This is a genomic window from Streptomyces sp. NPDC019937 (genome assembly GCF_040631655.1).
Taxonomy (GTDB): Bacteria; Actinomycetota; Actinomycetes; order Streptomycetales; family Streptomycetaceae; genus Streptomyces.
Window position 1 is genome coordinate 44,462 of sequence record NZ_JBEYAL010000046.1, and the last position, 18,192, is coordinate 62,653.

General features: G+C 69.3%; 23 protein-coding genes and 1 tRNA gene. 17 read left to right on the forward strand and 7 right to left on the reverse strand.

Going from position 1 to position 18,192, the window contains the following annotated elements; translation table 11 throughout:
- Nucleotides 1–4: 4 nt before the first annotated feature.
- Nucleotides 5–511 (forward strand): RDD family protein, encoded by a 507-nt coding sequence (locus ABZ562_RS34480; RefSeq protein WP_361487466.1) that lies wholly within the window; start codon nucleotides 5–7, stop codon nucleotides 509–511.
- On the opposite strand, the gene ABZ562_RS34485 is transcribed toward ABZ562_RS34480, so the two are convergent.
- Nucleotides 497–769: a hypothetical protein gene (locus tag ABZ562_RS34485; protein ID WP_361487468.1), complete on the reverse strand. Its 273-nt coding sequence runs from the start codon at nucleotides 767–769 to the stop codon at nucleotides 497–499. The two genes, ABZ562_RS34480 and ABZ562_RS34485, sit on opposite strands and share 15 nt — an antisense overlap.
- Before the next feature lie 341 nt (nucleotides 770–1,110).
- Between ABZ562_RS34485 and ABZ562_RS34490 the strand changes: the two genes are divergently transcribed.
- Both ABZ562_RS34490 and ABZ562_RS34495 read left to right on the forward strand, forming a co-directional pair.
- On the forward strand, nucleotides 1,111–3,498 hold the full coding sequence (locus ABZ562_RS34490) for an immune inhibitor A domain-containing protein (RefSeq protein WP_361487470.1): 2,388 nt from the start codon (nucleotides 1,111–1,113) through the stop codon (nucleotides 3,496–3,498).
- Nucleotides 3,499–3,610: 112 nt separating this feature from the next.
- Nucleotides 3,611–3,922, forward strand: a complete 312-nt coding sequence (locus tag ABZ562_RS34495; RefSeq protein WP_361487473.1) for a hypothetical protein — start codon at nucleotides 3,611–3,613, stop codon at nucleotides 3,920–3,922.
- Nucleotides 3,923–3,979: 57 nt separating this feature from the next.
- Here ABZ562_RS34495 and ABZ562_RS34500 read toward each other — a convergent pair whose 3' ends face one another.
- Together ABZ562_RS34500 and ABZ562_RS34505 are read right to left on the reverse strand one after the other, a co-directional pair.
- Nucleotides 3,980–4,564 carry an isochorismatase family protein gene (locus tag ABZ562_RS34500; RefSeq protein ID WP_361487475.1) on the reverse strand — a complete coding sequence of 195 codons (585 nt, stop codon included), beginning with the start codon at nucleotides 4,562–4,564 and terminating at the stop codon, nucleotides 3,980–3,982.
- Between the two features lie 100 nt (nucleotides 4,565–4,664).
- The gene (locus ABZ562_RS34505; protein WP_361487477.1) at nucleotides 4,665–5,999 is read right to left on the reverse strand and encodes a nicotinate phosphoribosyltransferase; all 1,335 of its coding nucleotides are present in this window, start codon (nucleotides 5,997–5,999) and stop codon (nucleotides 4,665–4,667) included.
- A gap of 82 nt (nucleotides 6,000–6,081) precedes the next feature.
- Here ABZ562_RS34505 and clpS point away from each other — a divergent pair, with 82 nt between their 5' ends.
- The 8 genes from clpS to ABZ562_RS34545 all read left to right on the forward strand — a co-directional run bounded on the left by clpS (nucleotide 6,082) and on the right by ABZ562_RS34545 (nucleotide 11,689).
- Nucleotides 6,082–6,393: an ATP-dependent Clp protease adapter ClpS gene (gene clpS, locus ABZ562_RS34510; protein WP_063787220.1), complete on the forward strand. Its 312-nt coding sequence runs from the start codon at nucleotides 6,082–6,084 to the stop codon at nucleotides 6,391–6,393.
- Nucleotides 6,393–7,010, forward strand: coding sequence for a DUF2017 domain-containing protein (locus ABZ562_RS34515; protein WP_361487479.1), 618 nt, complete (start codon nucleotides 6,393–6,395; stop codon nucleotides 7,008–7,010). The genes clpS and ABZ562_RS34515 overlap by 1 nt, the downstream gene beginning before the upstream one ends.
- A gap of 223 nt (nucleotides 7,011–7,233) precedes the next feature.
- A complete protein-coding gene (locus ABZ562_RS34520) occupies nucleotides 7,234–8,640 on the forward strand; it encodes an amino acid permease (protein WP_361487481.1) in 1,407 nt (468 codons plus the stop codon).
- A gap of 80 nt (nucleotides 8,641–8,720) precedes the next feature.
- Entirely contained in the window at nucleotides 8,721–9,143 is a 423-nt protein-coding gene (locus ABZ562_RS34525; protein ID WP_055555342.1) for a M67 family metallopeptidase, read from the forward strand.
- A gap of 93 nt (nucleotides 9,144–9,236) precedes the next feature.
- Nucleotides 9,237–9,353 (forward strand): putative leader peptide, encoded by a 117-nt coding sequence (locus tag ABZ562_RS34530; RefSeq protein ID WP_361487485.1) that lies wholly within the window; start codon nucleotides 9,237–9,239, stop codon nucleotides 9,351–9,353.
- 105 nt (nucleotides 9,354–9,458) lie between these two features.
- Nucleotides 9,459–9,791, forward strand: coding sequence for a MoaD/ThiS family protein (locus tag ABZ562_RS34535; protein ID WP_361487487.1), 333 nt, complete (start codon nucleotides 9,459–9,461; stop codon nucleotides 9,789–9,791).
- On the forward strand, nucleotides 9,791–10,741 hold the full coding sequence (locus ABZ562_RS34540) for a cysteine synthase (RefSeq protein ID WP_361487490.1): 951 nt from the start codon (nucleotides 9,791–9,793) through the stop codon (nucleotides 10,739–10,741). The genes ABZ562_RS34535 and ABZ562_RS34540 overlap by 1 nt, the downstream gene beginning before the upstream one ends.
- A 195-nt stretch (nucleotides 10,742–10,936) precedes the next feature.
- Nucleotides 10,937–11,689: an MBL fold metallo-hydrolase gene (locus tag ABZ562_RS34545; RefSeq protein WP_361487493.1), complete on the forward strand. Its 753-nt coding sequence runs from the start codon at nucleotides 10,937–10,939 to the stop codon at nucleotides 11,687–11,689.
- 60 nt (nucleotides 11,690–11,749) lie between these two features.
- Here ABZ562_RS34545 and ABZ562_RS34550 read toward each other — a convergent pair whose 3' ends face one another.
- On the reverse strand, nucleotides 11,750–12,985 hold the full coding sequence (locus ABZ562_RS34550; protein WP_361487495.1) for a PTS transporter subunit EIIC: 1,236 nt from the start codon (nucleotides 12,983–12,985) through the stop codon (nucleotides 11,750–11,752).
- 196 nt (nucleotides 12,986–13,181) lie between these two features.
- Here ABZ562_RS34550 and ABZ562_RS34555 point away from each other — a divergent pair, with 196 nt between their 5' ends.
- The 4 genes from ABZ562_RS34555 (at nucleotide 13,182) to rdgB (ending at nucleotide 15,432) form a co-directional block, all read left to right on the forward strand.
- Entirely contained in the window at nucleotides 13,182–13,475 is a 294-nt protein-coding gene (locus ABZ562_RS34555) for a PTS glucose/sucrose transporter subunit IIB (RefSeq protein ID WP_361487530.1), read from the forward strand.
- An 84-nt stretch (nucleotides 13,476–13,559) separates the two neighbouring features.
- Nucleotides 13,560–14,285, forward strand: a complete 726-nt coding sequence (rph, locus tag ABZ562_RS34560; RefSeq protein WP_055555335.1) for a ribonuclease PH — start codon at nucleotides 13,560–13,562, stop codon at nucleotides 14,283–14,285.
- A 64-nt stretch (nucleotides 14,286–14,349) separates the two neighbouring features.
- Nucleotides 14,350–14,763 carry a hypothetical protein gene (locus ABZ562_RS34565; protein WP_361487497.1) on the forward strand — a complete coding sequence of 138 codons (414 nt, stop codon included), beginning with the start codon at nucleotides 14,350–14,352 and terminating at the stop codon, nucleotides 14,761–14,763.
- 27 nt (nucleotides 14,764–14,790) lie between these two features.
- Complete coding sequence (rdgB, locus tag ABZ562_RS34570; protein WP_361487499.1) at nucleotides 14,791–15,432, forward strand: RdgB/HAM1 family non-canonical purine NTP pyrophosphatase; 642 nt, start codon at nucleotides 14,791–14,793, stop codon at nucleotides 15,430–15,432.
- A 47-nt stretch (nucleotides 15,433–15,479) separates the two neighbouring features.
- Here the strand turns inward: rdgB and ABZ562_RS34575 are convergent.
- From ABZ562_RS34575 to bcp, 3 genes are all read right to left on the reverse strand, one after another.
- A tRNA-Leu gene (locus tag ABZ562_RS34575) sits at nucleotides 15,480–15,563 on the reverse strand.
- A gap of 54 nt (nucleotides 15,564–15,617) precedes the next feature.
- Entirely contained in the window at nucleotides 15,618–16,631 is a 1,014-nt protein-coding gene (locus tag ABZ562_RS34580) for an HNH endonuclease (RefSeq protein WP_361487502.1), read from the reverse strand.
- 136 nt (nucleotides 16,632–16,767) lie between these two features.
- Nucleotides 16,768–17,235, reverse strand: a complete 468-nt coding sequence (bcp, locus tag ABZ562_RS34585; protein WP_361487504.1) for a thioredoxin-dependent thiol peroxidase — start codon at nucleotides 17,233–17,235, stop codon at nucleotides 16,768–16,770.
- Between the two features lie 165 nt (nucleotides 17,236–17,400).
- On the opposite strand from bcp, the gene ABZ562_RS34590 reads away from it, so the two are divergent.
- Nucleotides 17,401–17,751 (forward strand): DUF3618 domain-containing protein, encoded by a 351-nt coding sequence (locus ABZ562_RS34590; RefSeq protein ID WP_361487506.1) that lies wholly within the window; start codon nucleotides 17,401–17,403, stop codon nucleotides 17,749–17,751.
- 120 nt (nucleotides 17,752–17,871) lie between these two features.
- A complete protein-coding gene (locus ABZ562_RS34595) occupies nucleotides 17,872–18,174 on the forward strand; it encodes a co-chaperone GroES (RefSeq protein WP_361487532.1) in 303 nt (100 codons plus the stop codon).
- Nucleotides 18,175–18,192: the final 18 nt, after the last annotated feature.

The window sequence follows — 18,192 nt, forward strand, 5'->3', positions numbered from 1 at the left end:
GGGCATGAGCCCCGACCAGCTGTCGTCGCCCCCGTCCCCCGACCTCGCCGGGATGCCCCCGCTGGCCACGCCCGGTCAGCGCTTCGTGGCCCGGCTGATCGACGGCCTCGTGCTGGGCGTCATCTGGACGGTGGCCCTCGGCATGACGGGCGCGCTCCGGTACGGCATGGAACACCCGGGCCAGCAGGACATCCGGAAGGTGATGATCGCGCTGATCATCACCATGCTGGTGTACCTCGGCTACGAGGGCACGATGCTGGCCCGCAGCGGCCAGACCCTCGGCAAGAAGGCGATGCGCATCCGCGTGGCGATGCTGTCGGACGGGAACATTCCGGGCGGCCAGGGATGGGTGCGCGCCGGCGTCTACACGCTGCCGGGACTGCTGATCCCGGTGCTCGTCGGCACCCTGTTCTGGGTGCTGAACGTGGTGTGGCAGCTGTGGGACAAGCCGTTCCGGCGCTGCCTGCACGACAAGGCCGCGCGGACGGTCGTCGTGTCAGCCGTGCAGTGAGTGCTCCCGCCGGGGCTCGGCCACCGCGGACCCGGCCAGCGGGTGGTGGCTGCGCACCGTACGCCCCGTGCGCGGGGCGCGGGACTGACGGTGCACCGGCACGGTGAGGGCTACCAGCAGCCCGAGCGCGAGACCGGCCACGGTCACCATGCCCACTCCGAGGCCCGAGCGGGTCTCGGAAAGCAGCAGCATGGCCAGTGTCGACAGGACGACGGTGGCCGAACCGTAGGCGAGCTGGGCGGAAGTCGGACGCGGCATGGCGGGATCCGTCCTCAGGGGCATCGATATGCGGGGCATGAGTCGGGCAGATGTGCGCCGTCAAAATGACTCTACGGTGCTGGATGCCCGATGGGGAGCGGGACCAATCGTGACCCGAGCCACGGCGGGGGTGCACGGGGGGCGCACGGAATCACGCACAGCCCCCTCCGCGGGCGCGGCCGCGTTTCCCCCTGCCCGGGCGGCACGCCCGGCGGTGTCCGGTAACCGGTACACGGCGGACCGGGAAACGTAACGATCCCTCAAGCCCAAGTCAAGGACTGTCTTTTCGCTTGCCTCTCCGGTCAAATGTGCGGCACCGGTGTGTGGAAGGGGAGGAACAAGTGAACAGCCAACGGAGGGCGGTCAGATCGGCCGCGGTGGCCACGGTGGTGGCCGCGCTCGGCGCGGCCGCGCTGTCAACGGGCGTGGCCCAGGCCGACGCGCCGTCTACGCGTGTCGAACGCCATGACCCGGCGCCCGCGAAGACGGACGTCGAGCACGATCTGGCGGGCCCGTTCAGCAAGCAGCAGGAGGCGCAGCGCCAGGACGCGCTGCGCCAGGTCATATCCGGGGACAAGGAGGCCACGCGGCGCGGCGCGTCGCAGGTGGTGAAGCTCGGCAAGAACAAGTACGTCGAGCTGGCCCGGGAGAAGACCGACAAGATCTTCACCGTGCTCGTCGAGTTCGGCGACAAGGTCGACGACACCACGATGTACGACCCGGACGGCCCCGACGGCCCCCGGCCGCCGGTGAAGAAGTACGGCGGCACCCCGGGCCCGGCGCACAACACGATCGCCCAGCCGGACCGCAAGGTCGACAACAGCACCGCCTGGCAGAAGGACTACGACCGGAAGCACTTCCAGGACCTGTACTTCTCGGACGCCAAGGGCAAGGAGTCCCTGAAGAAGTACTACGAGAAGCAGTCCTCGGGCCGCTACTCGGTCGACGGCGAGGTCTCCGACTGGGTCAAGGTCGACTGGAACGAGGCCCGTTACGGCTCCAACTACTGCGGCGACACCAACTGCGCCAACGCCTGGGACCTGATACGCGACGGCGTCAACCAGTGGGCGAAGGACCAGAAGGCGGCCGGCCGCACCGACGCGCAGATCAAGGCGGACCTCGCCCAGTACGACCAGTGGGACCGCTACGACTTCGACGGCGACGGCAACTTCAACGAGCCCGACGGCTACATCGACCACTTCCAGATCGTGCACGCCGGCGAGGACGAGTCCGCGGGCGGCGGCGCCGAGGGTGAGAACGCGATCTGGGCGCACCGCTGGTACGCGTACGGCTCCGACGCCGGGGCGACCGGCCCCGGCGCCAACAAGGCGGGCGGCACCCAGATCGGCGACACCGGCATCTGGGTCGGCGACTACACCATGCAGCCGGAGAACGGCGGCCTCGGCGTCTACGCCCATGAGTACGGCCACGACCTCGGCCTGCCCGACGAGTACGACACCACGGGCAAGGGCGAGTCCTCCGTCGCCTACTGGTCGCTGATGTCCGCGGGCTCATGGCTCGGCACCGGGGAGGACTCCATCGGCGACCTCCCGGGCGACATGTCCGCCTGGGACAAGCTCCAGCTGGGCTGGCTCGACTACGGCACCGCGAAGGCCGGTACGAAGTCCCGGCACACCCTCGGGGTCGCCGAGTACAACACCAAGCACCAGCAGGCGCTGGTCGTCGACCTCCCCGACAAGCCCGTCACCACCGAGATCACCACGCCCGCCGAGGGCGGCAAGCAGTGGTGGAGCGGCATGGGCGACGACCTGAAGAACACCCTCACCCGGTCCGTCGACCTCACCGGCGCGTCCACGGCGAGCCTGGACCTCAAGGGCTGGTGGGACATCGAGGAGAACTTCGACTACCTCTACACCGAGGTCTCCACGGACGGCGGCGCCAACTGGACGCCGGTCGACGGCACCGCGGACGGTAAGGCCATCCCGCGCGACGCGAGCGACAAGCCCGCCCTGACCGGCACCTCCGGGGCCTACCGGAAGCTCTCCTTCCCGCTGGACGCCTACGCCGGCAAGAAGATCGACCTCCGCTTCCGCTACCAGACGGACGGCGGGGTCGCGCAGAAGGGCTTCGCCGCCGACGCCCTCACCCTCACCGCGGACGGCAAGCCCGTCCTCACCGACGGCGCCGAGGGCGACGACAACGGCTGGACGGCGAACGGCTTCTCGCGCGTCGGCGCGTCCTTCACCAAGGACTACCCGCAGTACTACCTCGCCGAGAACCGCCAGTACGTCAGCTACGACAAGACCCTCGAGGTCGGTCCGTACAACTTCGGCTGGGCCTCCACCCGCCCCGCCTGGGTCGAGCACTTCCCGTACCAGAACGGTCTGCTGATCTGGCAGTGGGACACCTCGCAGCCGGACAACAACACCGGCGTCCACCCCGGCAAGGGCCTCATCCTGCCGGTCGACGCGCACGCCACCCCGGAGAAGTGGGCGGACGGCACGCTGATGCGCAACCGGATCCAGGCGTACGACTCCCCCTTCAGCTGGTACCCGACCGACGGCTTCACCCTCCACCAGGACGGGAAGGCCGCGAAGGTCAAGGGCAAGTGGGGCGCCCCGGTCTTCGACGACCACAAGGGTGTGTACTGGGACAAAACCAACCCCACCGCCGGGGTCCAGGTTGCTGACACCAACACCCGGATCGCGATCCTCCGGGAGCGCCCGGACGGCCAGACGATGACCGTCCAGGTGAGTCCGTCGTCATAACCGCAGGTCAAAGCCGTGACGGCCGTCACCCACTAGCGGGCGGCGGCCGTTCGCGTTTAGATGCACCCAGACCTTCTTATTGACACGACGTCTCACGGGGGACATGAACCGTATGGCCGACGGAGGATTCACCAAGCTGCCGGGGGGCAATGTGGTGGTGGCACTGACCCTGCCCCGCCCGCTCGGCGAGGGCGGCGTCCGCGTCCTGGTCCACGCCGCGAACCGGGCGCGCGCCCTGACCAGGCTGCGCAACCTGGGTCTGCGCGCCGTGTATCTGCGCGGCAACAGCGCGCCACCGACGCCCGACGAGGTGACGGCGGTGCTCCACCACCCCGACGGCCTCATCTGGCGCACGTCCCCCGACATCGGCGGCGAGCTGTGGCACCCCATCGCCGCCCTTCTGCGCCCCGCGGCGACCGCCTGACGCCCCCCGGGCCCGGGGAGCGCCCGGGACACGCCTGACGGGGCCCTGAGTGCCCCGTCAGGCCACCGGCCGGCCGCTCAGCCGGACGCCCGCCGCCAGCAGCTCCTCCAGGGCGCGCTCGGTGGTGGCCGGGGCCACCCCCACCGTCAGCCCCAGCAGCACATGCGTCACGAACCCCTCACGCCGCGCGTCCAGCGCCGTGGCCCGTACGCAGTGGTCCGTGGCGATCCCGGCCACGTCCACCTCCGTCACGCCCCGCGCCCGCAGCCACGCCGCCAGCGGCGTGCCGTGCTCGTCGACGCCCTCGAAGGCGCTGTACGCGGCGGCGTACGCACCCTTGTCGAAGACCGCGTCGATCGCGCCCGAGGCCACCGCGGGCGCGAAATTGGGGTGGAAGCCCACTCCCTCGGTGCCCGCGACGCAGTGCGGCGGCCAGGTGCGCTCGTAGTCCGGGTGGTCGGAGAAGTGATCGCCGGGGTCGATGTGGCGATCGCGGCTGGCCACGACGTGCCGGTAACCGGCCGTCGCCTCCCCGATGTAGTCGGTGATCGCGGCGGCGACATCCGCGCCGCCCGTCACCGCGAGGCTCCCGCCCTCGCAGAAGTCGTTCTGGATGTCGACGACGATCAGTGCCCGGTGCATCACGCACGCCTTCCGGCTCGGCCCGAGGTGGGCACAGCGGTGGTCACCACAGCGGGGGGCAGGGTCGCCGCCGACGCCATGGTCGTCATGGACGTACCCCTCACGCCCCCACGTACTCCGTCGGCAGCACCGGCTCGCCCTGCGACAGCTGCGTCGCGGACAGCGGCAGCCCCGCCCGCGCCGCAGCGTGGCGGTCGCGCGCCGCGTCCAGCGGCTCCCGGGCCACGATCTCGCCGCCGCGCACCAGCTCGACCAGCAGCTCGCGGCCGGCCAGGGCCTCCGGGACGGGCCCGCTGCCGACGACCTCGGCCTCGGCCACCCCTTCCGCGTCCAGCCGCCGGGCTGCCCACTTGCGGCCGCCGATCGAGGTCTTCGCGCCCATGGACTTCTTCGCCACCGGCACCAGCGGCGCGTCCGGTGCCGCGGACTCGGCGCGGGCGACCAGCTTGTAGACCATGGAGCAGGTCGGATGGCCGCTGCCGGTCACCAGCCGGGTGCCGACCCCGTACGCGTCCACGGGGGCCGCGGCGAGCGAGGCGATCGCGTATTCGTCCAGATCGCTGGTGACCACGATCTTCGTGCCCTTGGCGCCCAGGTCGTCCAGCTGCTGCCGCACCCGGTGGGCGAGCAGCAGCAGATCGCCGGAGTCGATCCGGACGGCGCCCAGCTCCGTGCCGGCGATCTCCACCGCCGTGCGCACGGCCTCGGCGACGTTGAAGGTGTCCACCAGCAGGGTGGTGTCGCTGCCGAGCGAGTCGACCTGGGCGACGAAGGCGTCGCGCTCGCTGTCGTGCAGCAGGGTGAAGGCGTGGGCGCTGGTGCCGACGGTGGGGATGTTGTAGCGGAATCCGGCCGCGAGGTCGGAGGTGGTGGCGAAGCCGCCGACGTAGGCGGCCCGGGCGGCGGCCACGGCGGCCAGCTCGTGGGTGCGGCGCGCGCCCATCTCGATCAGCGGCCGGCCGCCCGCCGCGACCGACATCCGGGACGCCGCGGCGGCGACCGCCGAGTCGTGGTTGAGGATGGAGAGGATCACCGTCTCCAGCAGCACCGCCTCCGCGAAGCTGCCCTCGACCCGCATGATCGGTGAGCCGGGGAAGTAGACCTCGCCCTCCGGGTAGCCCCAGATGTCGCCGCGGAACCGGAAGCCGGCGAGCCATTCGAGCGTCGGCTCGTCCACGATCCGCTGCTGGGCGAGGAAGTCCAGCACGCCGCCCTCGAAGCGGAAGTTCTCGACGGCGTCGAGGACCCGCCCGGTGCCCGCCACGACGCCGTAGCGGCGCCCCTCGGGCAGGCGCCGGGTGAAGACCTCGAAGACCGAGCGGCGGTCGGCGGTGCCGGCCCGCAGCGCGGCCTGCAGCATGGTGAGTTCGTACCGGTCGGTGAAGAGCGCGGTCGACGGCACGTCCACCGGCAGTCCCAAGTCCGCAGTGTCCATGTTGATGATGTTACCTCGCATACTCGTCAGAGTGACGAGATCTGGGTGCCGGTTTAGGCGACCACCCCTGCCGGGTGGCAGCATTGGGGGTGTGAGTGTCAGTCCGGTGGAGATCGAACGTCCTGAAGCCAGCGAGGCGCCGATGGAGGTGCCCGAGCCCGACGTTCCCTGGGTGACGGTGGTCCACAACGACCCCGTCAATCTCATGAGCTATGTCACGTACGTGTTCCAGAGTTACTTCGGCTACTCCAAGGACAAGGCGCACCAACTGATGCTCGACGTTCACCACAAGGGGCGCGCGATCGTCTCCAGCGGCAGCCGCGAGGAGATGGAGCGTGACGTGCAGGCGATGCACGGGTACGGGCTGTGGGCGACGCTCACGCAGGAGCGCTGATGTCGGGACGATTCGAGCCGCTGCCCGGCGGCGGTGCCGCCGTCGCCCTGGACGAGGTGGAGATCTCCATCCTGCGCAGCCTGGCCGTGCAGCTCGCCGAGCTGATCGGCCCCGGCGACCAGCCGGCCGGGGCGGAGGACCCGCTGGACGCGCTGTTCGCCGAGGGGCCCACCCGGCCGCCGAGCGACCCGGCGCTGGCCCGGCTGTTCCCGGACGCCTATGTGGCGCCCGACCAGGAGCTGGACGCGGAGGCGGAGAAGGAGGCGCGCGCCGCCTCGGCGGAATTCCGCCGGTACACCGAGAACGACCTGCGGGCCCGCAAGCGCGATGACGCCCTGGCGATGGTGCGCGACCTGGACTCGCTGGCTGCCGGGTCCACCGGGTCGGCCGCCAAGAAGCCGGCGGTGCTGGAGCTGGCCCCGCAGAAGTCCCGGCAGTGGCTCGGCGCCCTCAACGATCTGCGGCTGGCGATCGGCACCCGGCTGGAGGTCACCGACGATGACGACGGCGGTGAGCTGCTCGGACTCCCCGACTCCGATCCGCGGAAGCCGATGGTGATGGCGTACTTCTGGCTGGGCGGGCTGCAGGAGACGCTCATCGAGACGCTGATGGTGTAACGCTTATGGCGTGATGGCTTCCGCTTGTGATCACTGAGTGTTCGTTTAGGGAGTGCTCAACTCCGAATAACGATCGCATCACCGCGTCCGCACGCTTTGTCGCGCGCGATTCCCTTTGTCCTCTTCTTCTTGTGGCGTGCCTCACATTCCGCTGAGTGGATCAGTGCTGCCCTCGTGATAAATCTTCACGATCGCCAGCCGCACAGGGAGAAAGGCACACCACATGACCTCAGCGGCGCCCGAAGAGGGCTACGAGCGCGGCCTGGGCAGTCGACAGGTACAGATGATCGCCATCGGCGGTGCCATCGGTGTCGGTCTGTTCATGGGGGCCGGGGCCAACATCGCCAAGGCGGGGCCCAGCATCATCCTGATGTACGCCCTCGCGGGCGTCATCATCTTCTTCATCATGCGAGCGCTCGGAGAGCTGCTCCTGTACCGCCCCGTCTCGGGGTCCTTCGCGGAGTACGCCCGCGAGTTCCTCGGCCCGTTCTTCGGTTACGTCACCGGCTGGACCTACTGGCTCATGTGGGTCGTGACCGGAATGGCCGAGCTGACCGCCGCGGCCATCTACATCCACTTCTGGTTCCCGTCGATCCCCCAGTGGGTCAGCGCCCTGGTCTTCCTGGTGCTGCTCTTCGGCGTCAACCTGATCTCGGTGAAGATCTTCGGTGAGGTCGAGTTCTGGTTCTCGATGGTCAAGGTCACCGCGATCATCGGCATGATCGTCATCGGTCTCGGCGTGCTGACCCTCGGTTTCTCGGGCGCCGGTGACACCGCGGCCGTCTCCAACCTCTGGTCCCACGGCGGTTTCTTCCCGAACGGCATAGGTGACAGCCTGATGACGCTCCAGGGCGTCATGTTCGCCTACCTGGCCGTCGAGCTGGTCGGCATCACCGCGGGTGAGTCCCAGGACCCCGAGAAGACGCTGCCCAAGGCGATCAACACCCTGCCGTTCCGCATCATCGTCTTCTACGTCGGCGCCCTGGTCGTCATCCTCTCGGTCGTGAAGTGGACCGAGTTCTCCGCCGGCGAGAGCCCCTTCGTGCACGCCTTCTCGGTGATCGGCATCCCCCTGGCGGCGGGCATCGTCAACTTCGTCGTCCTCACCGCGGCCCTGTCCTCCTGCAACTCCGGCATGTACTCCACCGGCCGCATGCTGCGGGACCTGGCCGCCAACAGTGAGGCGCCGGGCATCTTCGGCAAGCTCAACGCCCGCAAGACCCCGTTCGCCGGTATCGCCCTGTCCGCCTTCCTCATGGGCATCGGCGTGATACTGAACTACACCGTTCCGGACAAGGTCTTCACCTACGTCACCTCGGTCGCCACGGCCGCGGGCATCTGGGCCTGGATGATGATCCTGATCAGCCACATCCGCTACCGCAAGGCCGTCGTGGCCGGCCGGCTGCCCGCCTCGTCCTTCCCGGCGCCCGGCGGCTCGGTCTTCAGCTGGGTGGCGCTGGTCTTCCTCGTCGGCGTCACCGGTCTCATCGCGTACGACTCGGAGACCCGCGTCTGCCTGTACGTCGGGGCCGTGTGGGCGGTGATCATGGTGATCGGCTGGTTCGTGCTGAAGAGCCGTACGCCCGAGGTCACCGACCAGGAGCGCAAGCCCGAGTTCGCCAAGGACTGACGCTTCCGCCCCTTGGGCACATCGTCTCAGCAGGCGGGCTCCGGACCTCGGTCCGGAGCCCGCCTCCTATTCTTTTCGGCATGCTGACCATCACCCAGGCCCTCCACGACCAGATCGTCGCCCACGCCCGGGCCGACCACCCCGACGAGGCGTGCGGCGTGATCGCGGGCCCGGCCGGAAGTGGCCGCCCCGAGCGGTTCATCCCGATGCTGAACGCGGCCCGCTCTCCCACGTTCTACGAGTTCGACTCGACCGATCTGCTCAAGCTCTACCGCGAGATGGACGACCGTGATGAAGAACCGGTCGTGATCTATCACTCGCACACCGCGACCGAGGCGTACCCCTCCCGTACGGACATCTCCTACGCCAATGAGCCCGGTGCGCACTACGTCCTCGTGTCCACCGCCGACTGCGGCAACGAAGAGGGCCCCTTCCAGTTCCGTTCCTTCCGGATCGTCGACGGCGAGGTCACCGAGGAAGAAGTCGAGATCATCCCGGGCTGACCCGATAACGGTCGTCTCATATCGCGGTTGTTACCAGTCCGTATCGCGGGACATGCTTCCGGGGGCCGGACCGGGAATCGATACGATGAGTTCATGGTTTCCGAAGACGTGAGCGAGAAGACGCCGGGCATGCTGCTCGTGGCGCGGCTCCACGTCGACCTGTGCCGGCTCGCCAGCGCGATGTGTCCGCGCCGCGCCGAGGCTGCCTGAACGCGTCCCGCGTCCTCTCGCGCCCGCCGCCCGAAGCCCTTCGACGACGCCCTCCGGCCACCTCCGGCCGGGAAGTCCACCCCGCCCTCCCACAGGAGATTGAGAATGGCCATCGAGGTCCGCATCCCGACCATCCTCCGCACCTACACCGACGGCCAGAAGGCGGTCGAGGCCAGCGGGACCACGCTCGCCGAGCTGTTCGCCGACCTGGAGTCCCGGCACTCCGGCATCCAGGAGCGCCTGGTCGACGGCGGCGAGCTGCGCCGCTTCGTCAACGTCTACCTGAACGACGAGGACGTCCGCTTCCTCGACGGCATCTCCACCAAGCTCTCGGACGGCGACAACGTGACGATCCTCCCGGCCGTCGCGGGCGGGGCTGCCGGGGCGAAGCCCCGTCCGGTCGGGGCGGCGGCCGGGCGACGGGCGGGCATGCGCTGATGCGGTACGACAGCCCCCTGGCAGCGGTCGGCAACACGCCGCTCGTCCGGCTGCCACGGCTCTCGCCCTCCCCGGAGGTCCGGGTCTGGGCGAAGCTGGAGGACCGCAACCCGACCGGTTCGGTCAAGGACCGCCCCGCGCTCCATATGATCGAACAGGCCGAGAAGGACGGCCGGTTGACCCCCGGCTGCACCATCCTGGAGCCGACCTCCGGCAACACCGGCATCTCGCTCGCCATGGCGGCCAAGCTCAAGGGCTACCGCATCGTGTGCGTCATGCCGGAGAACACCAGCGAGGAGCGGCGCCAGCTGCTCGCCATGTGGGGCGCGGAAATCATCTCCTCGCCCGCCGCCGGCGGCTCCAACACCGCCGTCCGGGTGGCCAAGGAACTGAGCGCCGAGCACCCCGACTGGGTGATGCTCTATCAGTACGGGAACCCCGACAACGCGGGCGCCCACTACGCCACCACCGGCCCCGAGATCCTGGCCGACCTGCCCTCCGTCACCCACTTCGTGGCGGGCCTCGGCACCACCGGCACCCTGATGGGCGTCGGCCGCTTCCTGCGGGAGAACAAGCCCGACGTGCGGATCGTCGCCGCGGAGCCGCGCTACGACGACGTCGTATACGGGCTGCGCAACCTGGATGAGGGCTTCGTCCCCGAGCTGTACGACGAGTCCATACTGACCACCCGCTTCTCCGTCGGCTCCGAGGACGCGGTGGCCCGCACCCGTGAACTCCTCGCAGAAGAGGGCATCTTCGCGGGCGTCTCCACCGGTGCCGCGCTGCACGCCGCCCTCGGTGTCGCCCGCAAGGCGGTCACGGCGGGCGAGAGCGCCGACATCGTCTTCGTCGTCGCCGACGGCGGCTGGAAGTACCTGTCGACCGGCGTCTACACAGCGGCCACCACCGAGGAGGCGGTCGAGACCCTCCACGGCCAGCTCTGGGCGTAGGCCTCACGGCCCGGACGCGGGGCATACGCGGCTGCCCAGGGGCTCCGTCCTGGTGATTCCGCCCACAACGTGGGCCTGTGGAGGAGCTACCAGGGCTTTAGCGCCTTACGCTCGTGGGCACCCCGTATGACCCCCGCACCCGTCGCCTCGCCCATGGCCCTCGGCATGGGGACCCTCCAAGGAGGTTCCTGCTCCATGAAGCTCACCGTCGTCGGATGCTCGGGGTCGTTCCCGTCCGCGGAATCGGCCTGCTCGAGCTACCTCGTAGAGGCCGACGGCTTCCGGCTGCTCCTCGACATGGGCAATGGCGCCCTCGGCGAGCTGCAGCGCCACTGCGGTCTCTACGACCTCGACGCCGTGATCCTCTCCCACCTCCACCCCGACCACTGCATCGACATGTGCGCCTACTTCGTCGCCCGGTACTACCGGTACGACGGAGGCCGCGCCGAGGCGATCCCGGTCTACGGGCCCGAGGACACCGAACGCCGGCTGGTCCAGGCGTACGACGACGTGCCCGACGAGAAGTCGATGCAGGAGGTCTTCGACTTCCGCACCCTGGCCCCGGGCACCTTCGAACTGGGCCCCTTCACGATCCGCACCGCCCGGGTCTGCCACCCGGTGGAGGCCTTCGGCTTCCGCATCGAGCACGGGGGCCGCGCCCTGGTCTACTCCGGTGACACCGGCCCCTGCGAGGCCCTGACCGACCTGGCCCGGGACGCCGACCTCTTCCTCTGCGAGGCGGCCTTCACCCACGGCAAGGAAGACATCCCGGAGCTGCACCTCAACGGCCGACAGGCCGGTGAGCACGCGCGAGCCGCGGGCGCCGCCGCCCTGGTCCTCACCCACATCCCCCCGTGGACCGACCCGCACCTCAACCAGCGCGACGCCGAGGCCGTCTTCGACGGCTCGGTGACCCTGGCGCGCGCGGGCGCCGTCTACGAGGTCTGACGCACGCGAACGGGCCGGATCCGCCCCGCGGATCCGGCCCGTTCCCGTTGGCGTGTGCGGCTAGCGCTTCGCGGTGGTCGTCGCGGCCGCGTCGTCGAGGGAATCCTCCGGTTCGCGGCCCGGTGTCGGGATGTTGAACTTCGTGATCACGAAGCGGAAGACCACGTAGTACAGGACGGCGAAGGCCAGCCCGATCGGGATGATCATCCAGGCCTTCTCGCTGTGCGACCACCCCAGCAGATAGTCGAAGAGCCCGCCGGAGAACGTGAAGCCGCTGCGTATCCCGAGCGCCCAGGTCAGCGCCATGGACACACCCGTGAGCACGGCGTGGATTCCGTACAGCACCGGCGCGATGAACATGAACGAGAACTCGATCGGCTCCGTCACACCGGTCACGAAGGCGGTCAGCGAGACCGAGATCATCATGCCCATCACGGCCTTACGGCGCTCCGGGCGGGCGCAGTGCGCGATCGCGAGACCGGCGGCGGGGAGCGCGAACATCATGATCGGGAAGAAGCCGGTCATGAACATTCCGGCCGACGGGTCGTCGTGGAAGTAGCGCGCGATGTCGCCGTGCCAGGTCTGACCGCCGGAGGAGAAGTCGCCGAACTGGAACCAGGCGAACGAGTTCAGCAGCATGTGCATGCCGACCGGGATCAGCAGCCGGTTCACCACGCCGAAGATCCCGGAGCCGACCGCGCCATTGGCCGAAAGCCACTCGGAGAAGCTGTTGAGGCCGTCACCGATCGGCCCCCACAGATAGCCGAAGACGACGCCGTACAGCACGCCCGCGAAGGACATCAGGATCGGGATGAAGCGGCGGCCGCTGAAGAAGCCCAGCCAGTCCGGCAGCCGGGTGCGGTGGTACTTCTCCCACAGCACGGCCGCCGTGATGCCGACCACGATGCCGCCCAGCACGCCCGGGTCCTGCGGCTTGCCGGTGACGTCGCTGACGAAGCCGGTCAGCACGTTCTTGTAGACGAGGAAGCCGACCAGGGCCGCGAACGCCGTCGTGCCGTCCGACTTCTTCGCGAAGCCGATGGCGACGCCGAGGCAGAACAGCAGGGCCAGGTTGTCGAAGAGCGCGCCGCCCGCGTGGGCGAAGATCTCCGCGAGTTTGTTCCAGCCGAGCCCCGCCTTGCCGAAGACGTCGTCCTGGCCCAGCCGGCTCAGGATGCCCGCGGCGGGCAGGGCGGCGACGGGCAGCTGGAGACTGCGTCCGATCTTCTGCATACCCTTGATCAGACCGGCGCCCCGCTTCTGGGCGGGGGCCGCCGAGGCGGTGGCCGTACTCATCGGATTCCTCCTGGTGAGGCGGGCGCTCGGAATACTGGGGACGGCCCGCGATATGGTCTACACCACATGTGGTGTAGACCTGTTGTAGCACGTGAGGATCAAATAAAGGAATCTATCGTTCCGATGTGGTCTGAACCACTGACGATCCTGCGCGGCCGGGCCCGCGTGGTTACCGTAGGGATGGCGTTCACCCGGTATCCGGAAGGGCCGAGACAACAGGACAACACAGGACAGCTCAGGACAACAGGGAGTGGACATGGCCAGCAAGGCTGAGAAGATCGTCGCGGGGCTCGGCGGCATCGACAACATCGTCGAGGTCGAGGGCTGCATCACCCGTCTCCGCACCGAGGTCAAGGACCCCTCCCTGGTCGACGAGGCCGCCCTGAAGGCCACCGGCGCCCATGGCGTGGTGAAGATGGGCAGCGCGATCCAGGTCGTCATCGGCACCGACGCTGACCCGATCGCCGCCGAGATCGAAGATCTTATGTGACCGCGCTTACCGTCACGGCCTGAGGCCGCCCGGCCCCGCTCCTCACCGGATCGGGGCCCGCCGCGTTGCCGATAGGCTCGTCCCATGTCTCGTATCGACGGCCGTACGCCCGACCAGCTCCGCCCCGTGACCATCGAACGCGGATGGAGCAAGCACGCCGAGGGCTCCGTCCTCGTCTCCTTCGGTGACACCCGCGTCCTGTGCACCGCGAGCGTCACCGAAGGTGTCCCGCGCTGGCGCAAGGGCAGTGGCGAGGGCTGGGTCACCGCCGAGTACGCGATGCTGCCGCGCGCCACCAACACCCGCGGCGACCGCGAGTCCGTCCGCGGCAAGATCGGCGGCCGCACCCACGAGATCTCCCGCCTCATCGGCCGCTCGCTGCGCGCCGTCATCGACTACAAGGCCCTCGGCGAGAACACCGTCGTCCTCGACTGCGACGTCCTCCAGGCCGACGGCGGCACCCGCACCGCCGCCATCACCGGCGCCTATGTGGCCCTCGCCGACGCCATCACCTGGGCCCAGGGCAAGAAGCTGATCAAGGCCGGCCGGCAGCCGCTCACCGGCACCGTCTCGGCCGTCAGCGTCGGCATCGTCGGCGGCGTCCCGCTGCTCGACCTGTGCTACGAGGAAGACGTACGCGCCGAAACCGACATGAACGTCGTCTGCACCGGCGACGGCCGCTTCGTCGAGGTCCAGGGCACCGCGGAGGGCGAGCCCTTCGCCCGCGACGAGCTGAACAGCCTGCTCGACCTCGCCGTCGGCGGCTGCGTCGAGCTGGCGGGCAACCAGCGGGCGGCGCTCGGCGTGTAGTCAGATGACGGGCGCGCGCGACACCCGCGCGCGCCCGCGTCCGATCCCAGGGGAGGGACCGTCCATGACGCCGCGCCAGGCCCGTCGCGACCGCCACCGTTTCGCCGCCGTCACCGCGCTCGCCGCGGCCGCCGTCCTGGCGCCGCTCACCACCGGCTGCGGGGCCGTCGAGAAGGCCCTCGACTGCGGCCGGCTCGCGGTCGAGATATCCAACGACGTGGACAACCTCCAGGACGCCGTCGGCGGCGCCACCTCCGACACCGCCGACGCCTCCGACGCCGACAAGGTCCTCGACGCCCTCGACAAGGACATCGACAAGGTCGGCGACCACACCGACAACGCGGACGTCGGCAAGGCCCTGGGCGACCTCCGCAAGGCCGTGGACAACGTCCAGACCTCCGTCGACAGCGGCGAACGCCCCGACCTGAGCCCGGTCAAGGACGCCGCCGCCGAACTGACCAACGTCTGCGCGCCCTGATCCGCGCGCCTGATCTAATCGACAGCTATGCAGCCACAGCACACCGCAGGGGCGGACAGCGCACACCCGCGCCGCCTGATCCTGGCCACCCGCAACGCATACAAGATCACCGAGCTGCGCTCGATCCTGGGCGACGCCGGGCTCGACGTCGAGCTCGTCGGCGCCGACGCCTATCCGGAGGTCCCGGACGTCAAGGAGACCGGCGTCTCCTTCTCCGAGAACGCCCTCCTCAAGGCCCACGCCCTGGCCCGGGCCACCGGCCACCCGGCCATCGCCGACGACTCCGGGCTCTGCGTCGACGTCCTCGGCGGCGCCCCCGGCATCTTCTCCGCCCGCTGGTCCGGCCGCCACGGCGACGACCGCGCCAACCTCGACCTGCTGCTCGGCCAGCTCCGCGACGTCCCCGACGAGCACCGCACCGCCCACTTCGAATGCGCCGCGGCCCTCGCTTTCCCCGACGGCACCGAACGCGTCGTCACCGGCCGCCTCACCGGCACCCTCCGCCACGAACCCACCGGCGGCGGCGGCTTCGGCTACGACCCGATCCTCCAGCCCGACGGCGACACCCGCACCTGCGCCGAACTCACCCCGGACGAGAAGAACGCCATCAGCCACCGGGGCCAGGCCTTCCGGGCGATGGCGCCGGTGGTGCGGGAGCTGTTGGGGTGACAAGCGGAGGGGCGTCTCACTGGGTTTGTGAGACGCCCCTCGCGATGTGCGGCCGGTGGGACTCGAACCCACACGGGATCTCTCCCACGGCGACCTAAACGCCGCGCGGCTGCCAATTTCGCCACGGCCGCAGTCGCAAGGCCATGCTACCGGGATGGCCTCTACGAGGATATTGCAGCACGCGGCTACGCCACAGTGCCGGCTCGGCTCTTCTGGCCGCTCTTACGGTTCCGACACCACGTGTCCGTGATCGCGTGGCAGTTAGGACACAGGTACCGCAGGTTTTCGGGGCGGTTATCGAGCCAGTCGCCGTTCACGTGATCAATCTGCAGCGTCATGCTCACCCCTTGCCACTGGCCTGTGTTGCCGCACCGCGCGCACCTGTACGGGCGGCCGATTTCATCCAGGGCCTTGCGAAGCCGGGAGTGGTTGGTACGAGGAGAACCCGGCGGACGGACCCGCAGCACCTCATCTGCCACGGGCTTCGACGCCACCGCTCGGGCCTGGCGCCGAGTGCGCCGCTTGAAGTGTGTGGTGTCCAGGCCCAACTGGGCCGTCCTGCGGTGCACACGGCGGTGATTGGCATCGTTTACCGGGAGGCCCAGGGCGCGCATGACGTCCGCGTAACTCGTGCTGTTCGCGACTGCAGCACGAAGTGGGCCTGCGGGGATGGTGACGCGGGCGTGGGAGAAGTGCGAGGTGTCTATCCCGTGCTTGTTCAACATGCGGCGCAGAGTGGCCCGTGACCGGCCGTCGTCGGAAACTCCCAGGAGTCGCGCGACGGACCGGACGCTGTCCCCGGAGAGGGCGGCTTCTCTCAGCTGGTTGCGACTGAAGGGCAAGTCGATGTGCGGTCGGTTCAGCCCGGCGATATGGCTGATATCGATGCCAGATGCCGCGATTCGTCTGCGGATGTGTGACAGGGTCCCCGTCGCTGGGCGTACCCCCAGCTTCTCGACCACTTCGCGCAACGTGATCGACGTCGCCACGGCTTCGGCGATGGCCGTATCGGAGTACTTGCTCCACGGGCTGCGCTGCTTGAAGTGACTGGTGTCGATGCCGTGCGCAGCGACGAGTCCTTGCAGTGTGCGACGCCTTCCTCCGCTGGCCTTGACCCTCAGCGTGCGCATGAGGTCTGCCCACGTCGATGAGCGAGCGACTGCTTCGGCAAGTGCTTCGGGCGAGTATTCGGCTCGCATCTTCCCCCCTGCAAGGTGCGACCACGTGTCGCACCATCGCACTGAGTAACGAACCACCCGCCCACCGGTTACGCACAAGCATGCGAAAGGTCCCGCACCCATCGGTGCGGGACCTCGCAGGGGGAGGGGCCGTGGGTCAGAGGTCCAGGTCCTTGATGATCTTGGCTACGTGGCCGGTGGCCTTGACGTTGTAGAGGGCGCGCTCGACCTTGCCCTGTTCGTCGACGATGACGGTGGAGCGGATGACGCCGGTGACCGTCTTGCCGTAGAGCTTCTTCTCACCGAAGGCGCCGTAGGCCTCCAGGGTCTCCTTGGAGGGGTCGGCGAGCAGGGTGACCTTGAGGGATTCCTGGTCGCGGAACTTGGCGAGCTTCTCCGGCTTGTCGGGGGAGACGCCGATGACGTCGTAGCCATGGCCGGTGAGGAAGTCGAGCTGGTCGGTGAAGTCGCAGGCCTGCTTGGTGCAGCCGGGGGTGAGGGCGGCGGGGTAGAAGTAGACGATGACCTTGCGGCCCGCGTGGTCGGCGAGCGAGACCTGCTTGCCGTCCGCGTCGGGGAGGGTGAAGGCGGGGGCGGTGTCGCCGGGCTGCAGTCGCTCGCTCATGGTCGGGTACTCCTCGTGGCATCGGGTGTTCCGTAACGGCAGGCGTTACATGACGACATTAGCCAGCATCATCGCCGGGGGTGCCATGGGGCGGGAGCGGGAACGAGCTGACAGACTGTCCATTACGAATCATCGAGACTGATCGAGAGTGACGGAGGCAGCGCGGTGTCGGATGCCAGGACCCCTGCGCAGATCGAGGCGGACATCGCCCGGCGGCGGCAGGATCTCGCCGTGACGCTCGACGAGATCGGGGTGCGGGTGCACCCGAAGACGATCATGGGTGACGCGAAGGCGAAGGCGGCGTCGGCCGTGGACCGGACGGCGGGGCGGGCGTATGTGTCCGCGAACCGGATGGTCACCAATGTGCGCGGCCAGCTGGTCACCGAGGACGGGGCGCCGCGGATGGAGCGGATCGTGCCGGTCGCGCTCGTCGTGGTGGGGCTCGTCGGGCTGCTGGCCGTGTCGTCGCGCGGCGGTGGTGGCGGCAAGGGCAAGGGCTGCAAGCGCCGGAGGTAGCCCGAGGGCGAGTAAGGGTGTAGGTGGTTCCTGCCTGCCCTGTGGCACCGATACGCCGTTCGGGCGGGTACGGTCGTGACCGTGAGTGCGAACACGTCCCATGACAAGCTGCCCATCCGGATGCTGCACGACCGTGTGCTGGTCCGTACCGACATTCCGGAGGGTGAGCGCCGGTCCACCGGCGGTATCGTCATCCCCGCGACCGCGGCGGTCGGCAAGCGGCTGGTCTGGGCCGAGGTGGTCGCGGTCGGGCAGAACGTGCGGACCGTGGAGCCGGGCGACCGGGTGCTCTACGACCCGGAGGACCGGGCCGAGGTGGAGGTCCGCGGGGTCGCCTATGTGCTGATGCGCGAGCGCGATCTGCACGCCGTCGCCGCCGAGCGCCTGGAGGGCGCGGAGGATTCGACGGGGTTGTACCTGTAGCGATGTGAAGAGCGTGAA

Coding starts and splice junctions, on each gene's coding strand:
- ABZ562_RS34520 (WP_361487481.1), top strand. CDS start 7,234: ATGACCTCAGCGGCGCCCGAAGAGGGCTACGAGCGCGGCCTGGGCAGT.
- ABZ562_RS34565 (WP_361487497.1), top strand. CDS start 14,350: ATGACGCCGCGCCAGGCCCGTCGCGACCGCCACCGTTTCGCCGCCGTC.
- ABZ562_RS34550 (WP_361487495.1), bottom strand. CDS start 12,985: ATGAGTACGGCCACCGCCTCGGCGGCCCCCGCCCAGAAGCGGGGCGCC.
- ABZ562_RS34500 (WP_361487475.1), bottom strand. CDS start 4,564: ATGCACCGGGCACTGATCGTCGTCGACATCCAGAACGACTTCTGCGAG.
- bcp (WP_361487504.1), bottom strand. CDS start 17,235: ATGAGCGAGCGACTGCAGCCCGGCGACACCGCCCCCGCCTTCACCCTC.
- ABZ562_RS34495 (WP_361487473.1), top strand. CDS start 3,611: ATGGCCGACGGAGGATTCACCAAGCTGCCGGGGGGCAATGTGGTGGTG.
- ABZ562_RS34505 (WP_361487477.1), bottom strand. CDS start 5,999: ATGGACACTGCGGACTTGGGACTGCCGGTGGACGTGCCGTCGACCGCG.
- ABZ562_RS34515 (WP_361487479.1), top strand. CDS start 6,393: ATGTCGGGACGATTCGAGCCGCTGCCCGGCGGCGGTGCCGCCGTCGCC.
- ABZ562_RS34530 (WP_361487485.1), top strand. CDS start 9,237: ATGGTTTCCGAAGACGTGAGCGAGAAGACGCCGGGCATGCTGCTCGTG.
- rdgB (WP_361487499.1), top strand. CDS start 14,791: ATGCAGCCACAGCACACCGCAGGGGCGGACAGCGCACACCCGCGCCGC.
- ABZ562_RS34480 (WP_361487466.1), top strand. CDS start 5: ATGAGCCCCGACCAGCTGTCGTCGCCCCCGTCCCCCGACCTCGCCGGG.
- ABZ562_RS34535 (WP_361487487.1), top strand. CDS start 9,459: ATGGCCATCGAGGTCCGCATCCCGACCATCCTCCGCACCTACACCGAC.
- rph (WP_055555335.1), top strand. CDS start 13,560: ATGTCTCGTATCGACGGCCGTACGCCCGACCAGCTCCGCCCCGTGACC.
- ABZ562_RS34485 (WP_361487468.1), bottom strand. CDS start 769: ATGCCGCGTCCGACTTCCGCCCAGCTCGCCTACGGTTCGGCCACCGTC.
- ABZ562_RS34540 (WP_361487490.1), top strand. CDS start 9,791: ATGCGGTACGACAGCCCCCTGGCAGCGGTCGGCAACACGCCGCTCGTC.
- ABZ562_RS34580 (WP_361487502.1), bottom strand. CDS start 16,631: ATGCGAGCCGAATACTCGCCCGAAGCACTTGCCGAAGCAGTCGCTCGC.
- ABZ562_RS34595 (WP_361487532.1), top strand. CDS start 17,872: ATGCTGCACGACCGTGTGCTGGTCCGTACCGACATTCCGGAGGGTGAG.
- ABZ562_RS34525 (WP_055555342.1), top strand. CDS start 8,721: ATGCTGACCATCACCCAGGCCCTCCACGACCAGATCGTCGCCCACGCC.
- ABZ562_RS34545 (WP_361487493.1), top strand. CDS start 10,937: ATGAAGCTCACCGTCGTCGGATGCTCGGGGTCGTTCCCGTCCGCGGAA.